The following is a 6,000-nucleotide window of genomic DNA, read 5'->3' on the forward strand; positions in this document are numbered from 1 at the left end:
ACCAAACCCCTTGTTCTTTTTAGCTTTGTCGACAATACGAGAAATGCAGGCGAAAAACAGGAAAGACTTTGTTTTTTACCGGGCTCGCGAAATTTTGACCTTGCCGGCGGAGGTCAGGGCGTCACTTCCTCGAGACGCTTGCGAAGCATGCGTCGCAGCTCTCCGACGAGGCGCGGATCGCCCGAGCCGTCGGGGTCGTTGGCGGCCGCGACGACGATGCGCAGCAGCTCCAGGACGAGGGCGCCCAGGAGATCGACATCGCGTTCGACCGAAGGCTCGGCATTCCTCAACAGCGCGGTGATGCTGGCGCGAAGCTCCGCACGCGACTTCGCCTTGCGCTCCTTGGGCACATCGCGCCGCGCGGCGAGAACCGGGAACTCCGGATGATCCTCGATGAACCGGCCGAACCGCGTGAAGATCGCATCGCCGATTTCGGCAGCACCTTTCCCCCTGGTCTTTTCCGCGAGTTCGGCGAGCCCGCTGTTCAAACGCTGCAGGCGATCGATATGCAGCGCCTCGGCAAGCAGAAGCTTGGTCGGGAAGAACTGATAGAGCGAACCGATCGAAGAATTTGCGGCCGCGGCAATCTCCGTCATGGTTGCAGCGTCATAGCCTTTTTCGAGAAAGACCCTGGCTGCCGCTTCCAGCAGGATCGCGACGCGCTCATGGCCGCGCTGGCGTTTCGGCACACGGGTTTGAGGTTCGGGGCTTGATTTTTGTGAGGCAATCCTCGTATTTGTCATTGTGAGGATACCCTCATATTTCTTTCCCCCAAGAAGGCTCGCTCCCCATGTCCCTTTACGATCCCAGGACCACTGCACTCGTTTCCATCGACCTGCAAGGCTTCATCGTCAGCCGGCAGCTTGCGCCCCATCCCGCCCGGCAGGTGATCGAGAATACCGCGGCCATTGCCGCCAAACTGAAGTCCGAAGGCGGGACGGTGATCCTCGTTACCATCGGATTCTCCCCGGACTATGCCGATGCTGTCAACCAGCCCGTGGACGAGCCGGCGGTTTTCCCCGAAGGTGGCCTTCCGGCGACGGCACTTGCTGCTCCGGCGGAAATCGCTTCGCTCGATGTCGATGTCCATATCGTCAAGCATCAGTGGAGCGCTTTTTACGGCACGGCGATGGATCTCCAACTGCGCCGCCGCGGCATCAGGACCGTGATCCTGGCGGGCATCGCCACGAATTTCGGCGTCGAGGCGACGATCCGCGATGCTTTCGCCCATAATTACGCAGTCATTGCCGTCGAGGACGCGATGAGCACCTTCAGCGCGGAGATGCATTCGCTTGCCTGCGAGCGCATCCTGCCGCGCCTGTCGCGCGTGCGCAAAACGGCCGAGGTTCTTGCCAACGGCTAAGACCCGACCGCCTCGCGTGATGACATCGTCGACATTGCACGATCCCTCTGGCACGGTCGGAAGGGTGAGGGGCGCGGTACCTCCCTAGCGCAGCTTCTCAACGGCGACGGCAAGACACGTCTTGAACGCGGCAAGGTCCGTATAGAGCGCCTCCCGCGGTGCATCTCCGATGATGAGGACGCCACCGCGCCGCTCAATCCCGGCGTGCAGCATGAGATTGTCGGCCAGGCCAAAATCCTCGACTGCAATTCCGTTCGGGTCTCGCAGTCGACCTTCAGCATCATACGCGACGGCCCCGCCATAGAGATCGCTCACTCGTCCGCTGTGATCGCGGGCCACATTCGTGTAGGCGAATACAGGCTTACCGCTTGCGCACATAAAGCCGAGTTCGAAGGCCGTCCCTGTATCGGCGGCAATGCCACGAAAGGGCGTCAGATTGGCGATGATCGCGTCAGCCTGGATCATCATCTTCTCGTCCACCGCGTTTATCGCCGCGGCCCGCTCGCGCTTCGAGTTCGTGTGCGGGATTTCCAGATCGCCGGGCGAAAGCGGGAGAAATCCCGCCTCACGGGCAAGTGCTGCTTTCCGGTCGAGGATTTCACGGGCGTTGGGAAGGAAGACCTCGGGACCGGCCAGATAAACTTTTCTTGTCATAAATTGCACCTAAAAGGGATGGGCTCGACAACCAAAATACCTTCCTCGCTGTACAGCGAGGAAGGATCACAATCCAGTGGGCGAAAACCGCCCACCCAGCGCGGCCGTGTATTCGCGCGTTCAGATCGCGCAACGGCGCCACGGTCGGCCATCATGCGGCGTAGGCAGCGCAGTCGTGACGTTAAGCTTGCGCTGCTTCCCCGGAAGCCGACCCCTCTCCTCTTGCTTAGCGGCGATCGGGGAGTTCGTTGCTATCGGCCTTCTCCTGCGTGGTATCGATGAACGCGATGCGCTTGCCGCCAAGCTGGCGCGGCGGCGCGCAAGTTCACGCCTAACTGCTTGTGGGAGTAGCTTCAGAGTCTCTGGATGGATCGTTTTGGATGCGTCTGCAGCCCCTGCGGTCAGCCCCGCTGGCAATTCGAGAACAGCTCCTACGTCTCCAGGTCAAAGCGTTGTGAAACTGAACACCTCTAGCGCCTTGCAGCGGTTCAGGGCATCCTATGATGGCTGAAAATTGTGTTTATGGCAGTTGGAGGAATGCCGATGCGCTGCTTTACCGTGCTTGGACCCTCGCAGACCGGAAAATCAACAGTCGTGGAAAAGCTCGGCTCCCTGGAGGGGGCGCCGAGAAAATCCAAGTCCCCTTATGGATTGAACCTCACAGAATTCACCTTTGGAAACGAGGCGTGGTGTGCGCTGGATGCGCCAGGACCCAACGAAGCGTTGGCGCATGCACAGCACGCGCTTCTTGCCAGCGACGCCTGCATCCTGTGCGTTTCATCGGCACCCGAGGAGGCTGTGCTCGCCGCGCCCTATCTGCGGATAGTCGAAGCCTCGGGGACGCCGTGCATCCTCTTCGTCAACCGAATGGACGAACCGAGAGGGCGGCTGAGGGACGTGATCGCCGCGCTTCAAGACTACGCCAACCACACGCTTTTGCTTCGCCAGATCCCGATCCGCGAGGGAGACAGGATCATAGGCAGTTGCGATCTGATTTCGGAACGGGCGTGGCGCTACCGGGAAGGCCAGACTTCGGCGCTGATCGCAATCCCCGAAAGCGCCGCCGAGCGCGAGCACGAAGCGCGCAGCGAGCTCCTGGAACACCTGTCCGAATTCGATGACTGGCTTCTCGAGGAACTGGTCGAAGATCGCGAGCCACCCAGCGACGCGCTCTATGCCATTTCATCGCGGGTTCTCAGCGAAAACAGGATTATTCCAGTCCTGATCGGTGCCGCAAGTCACGGCAACGGCATGATGAGGCTGATGAAGGCGCTGCGCCACGAGGCGCCGCCGGTAGGGGTTCTTCGACAGCGCCTGGCTCGTGCGGGCGATGTCGATGAAAACAAGCTGACCGCCGTGAGCTTCCATGCCTATCATCGTCAGAATATCGGCAAGACGGTGCTGGTGCGTGCGTTTGGTGAGGGACTGCGGCAAGGCGCATTACTGGGCGGCTCCAGCCTCGGCGCCGTGCAGGATCCCGCAAACGGACGGTCGAACTCGGCGATCGTGCCTGCACCGGGGGATGTCTTCGCGACGGTCAAGTCCGACCACTTGCCCGTCCCGTCGCTTTTGACATCAGACGCGACGGTCGCCCCACCCGAATGGACCGAGCCACCTACGCCGATGCTTGAAAGGATCCTGGTCCCGGGCAGCGCACGCGATGAAAACAAGCTCTCCGAAACGCTGGCAAAACTTTCCGAGACGGATCGCGGTCTTGTCGTTTTGCAGGAGGAAGGCACTGGCGCCCAGCTCGTCCGCGCCCAGGGCCCGGTACATCTGCGCGATCTCTGCCGAACCCTGTCCGACGTCTTCCACATCGACGTAACCGATCGAACGCCCAGCCCGATCTATCGCGAGACAATCGCGAAACCGTCCGAGGTTCACTACCGGCATCGCAAACAGACCGGCGGTGCCGGGCAATTCGCGGATGTGAAGCTGAGCATTCGCCCCAACGAGCGCGGCCGGGGCTTCACCTTCAGCGAAACCGTCAAGGGTGGCGTCGTTCCGCGCAACTATATCCCTGCCGTCGAAGCAGGCGCGCGCGAAGCGATGGAGAAAGGGCCGCTCGGCTTCCAGGTCATCGATGTCGGCGTAACGCTGTTCGATGGTCAGCACCATGCCGTCGACAGTTCGGAACACGCCTTCAGGACTGCGTCGAAAATGGGAGTGCGACAGGCGCTTTCCGAAGGGTCGGCCGTTTTAATGCAACCGGTCTTCCGCAGCGAAATTCACATTCCATCGATCTATTCCGGCAGCCTCGTCCAGATCGTCTCCGCTCTCAAGGGTCAGGTTCTCGGCTTCGACCGGGATGAAACCGCTAAGGGATGGGACATCTTCCGGGCACTTATTCCGGGCAGCGCGCTTGACGATCTGGCGCGGGCGCTGCGCTCGGCGACGCAGGGCATTGGTTACTTTTCCAAGACCTTCGATCACTTCGAGGAGCTATACGGCAAGGAAGCGGACGCCATCGTGAGGGCACACGAGGAACCACGCGTCGCACACTGAAACGTTCGCGCCACTTCATGCTCGTTCGCAGAATGGGACTCATGTCGTTTGGCAGTTAACCGGGTTCTTCTTCATATGTGGAACGGCCCGGTTAGCAAGGCATTTATTGCGCAAGTCCCCGTCGGACGGTGCAGTCATATGTCCGGCCTATCTAACGCGGTCTATGACCGCTGGCCACGATGAGATCCGCGATGCCGATCGCCTTATCACTTTGCCGCGCTCGAGGGCGCATTGAGGAAGACGGTCTGATCAGTATCGAGATTTCGCCCATTGGGGTCATCACGCATTTGGCACCTTGCCACTTGATCCGGCGACAGAGCGCCGAAACCTCTTCTGTTCCTATGCTCTCATGACATCGCCGGCATTTCGTAGGTACCGCCCTTGACGAGGAGTGCCCAGATTGTTCGTGCGATTTTGTTTGCCAGCGCAACGGCGGCAACCTTGTACGGTCTTCGCGCCATCAGAGACACCAGCCAGGCCGGCAGCTTTGCCCCACGGCGTGCTAGCTTCAGGATTGATGTCGCGCCGACGATGAGCAAAGTTCTTAACTGCTTGTTGCCTTGCTTCGATATCTTGCCAAGGCGCTCCTTGCCGCCGCTGGAATGTGCCCGCGGCGTTATGCCGATCCAGGCGGAAAAGTCTCGCCCTGTTTTGAAACTACCAGGATCCTGCACCGAAGCCCTAACGGTTGCAGCAATCAGGGGGCCGACGCCTGGAATGCTGATCAACCTCCGGGCAGCAGCATCAGCCTTCACGGTTGCCGCGATTGTCGCATCGAGTTTCTCAATGCGTGCGGTGAGCATCTCAATCTGATCAGCCATCTCAATCAACGCCGCCCGAGCCGCGTTTGGGAGCCGATGATCCTCGTGGTCGCGAAGGACGAGGATCAGCTTGGCGATGCTGGCCATTCCTGCTGCTGCTATGATGCCCATCTCTGCCATGTGCGCACGCAGAGCGTTCGCCGTCTGGCTGCGCTGCCGTACGAACAGCTGGCGCGTCTTCAAAACGATGCAGGCAGCCTGCTCGTCATGCGTCTTGATCGGAACAAAACGCATCGTCGGCCGCGTCACCGCCTCACAGATTGCTTCGGCATCCGCCGCATCTGTCTTGTTGCGCTTGACGTAGGCCTTCACATAGGCAGCCGGCATCATTCGCACCGTATGTCCAAGCTCTATGATCGAGTTCGCCCAATAGTGTGCGCTGGCACAGGCCTCCAGTCCGACAAGGCAAGGCTCCAGCTTGCGGAAGAATTCCAGCACCTGCGATCGCCGTAAGCCGCGGCGCGTTACAACACTTCCGTCCTCGGCAATGGCATGCACTTGAAAGATCGACTTGGCCAGGTCGAGGCCGATTGTAGTAATCTTCTCCATGGAACGGTTCCTCCTGTTTCGCGGCGATTGGCATCACCACAATAGGCACTCTTGATGCCGTTTCGGAGGGCCGTTCCACACCATCACTTTGTGTGGAGCGGTGGTAGC

The 6,000-nt window shown here is 60.2% G+C and carries 5 protein-coding genes; 2 read left to right on the forward strand and 3 right to left on the reverse strand.

All coding sequences use genetic code 11. From position 1 onward, the window contains the following. Window positions 1–113: 113 nt before the first annotated feature. Window positions 114–743 carry a TetR/AcrR family transcriptional regulator gene (locus tag PMI11_RS35435; RefSeq protein WP_007827363.1) on the reverse strand — a complete coding sequence of 210 codons (630 nt, stop codon included), beginning with the start codon at window positions 741–743 and terminating at the stop codon, window positions 114–116. Window positions 744–790: 47 nt separating this feature from the next. On the opposite strand from PMI11_RS35435, the gene PMI11_RS35440 reads away from it, so the two are divergent. Continuing rightward, on the forward strand, window positions 791–1,363 hold the full coding sequence (locus PMI11_RS35440) for a hydrolase (protein WP_007827365.1): 573 nt from the start codon (window positions 791–793) through the stop codon (window positions 1,361–1,363). An 84-nt stretch (window positions 1,364–1,447) separates the two neighbouring features. Here the strand turns inward: PMI11_RS35440 and PMI11_RS35445 are convergent, their stop codons facing one another. Continuing rightward, complete coding sequence (locus PMI11_RS35445) at window positions 1,448–2,017, reverse strand: nucleoside 2-deoxyribosyltransferase (RefSeq protein ID WP_007827367.1); 570 nt, start codon at window positions 2,015–2,017, stop codon at window positions 1,448–1,450. Between the two features lie 543 nt (window positions 2,018–2,560). On the opposite strand from PMI11_RS35445, the gene PMI11_RS35450 reads away from it, so the two are divergent. Next, the gene (locus tag PMI11_RS35450; RefSeq protein WP_007827368.1) at window positions 2,561–4,522 is read left to right on the forward strand and encodes an elongation factor G; all 1,962 of its coding nucleotides are present in this window, start codon (window positions 2,561–2,563) and stop codon (window positions 4,520–4,522) included. 347 nt (window positions 4,523–4,869) lie between these two features. Here the strand turns inward: PMI11_RS35450 and PMI11_RS35455 are convergent, their stop codons facing one another. Continuing rightward, window positions 4,870–5,892, reverse strand: coding sequence for an IS110 family transposase (locus tag PMI11_RS35455; RefSeq protein WP_007827370.1), 1,023 nt, complete (start codon window positions 5,890–5,892; stop codon window positions 4,870–4,872). Between the last annotated feature and the right edge of the window lie 108 nt (window positions 5,893–6,000).

Origin of the sequence: Rhizobium sp. CF142, assembly GCF_000281145.1 — a bacterium.
In the GTDB taxonomy this organism is placed as follows: domain Bacteria; phylum Pseudomonadota; class Alphaproteobacteria; order Rhizobiales; family Rhizobiaceae; genus Rhizobium.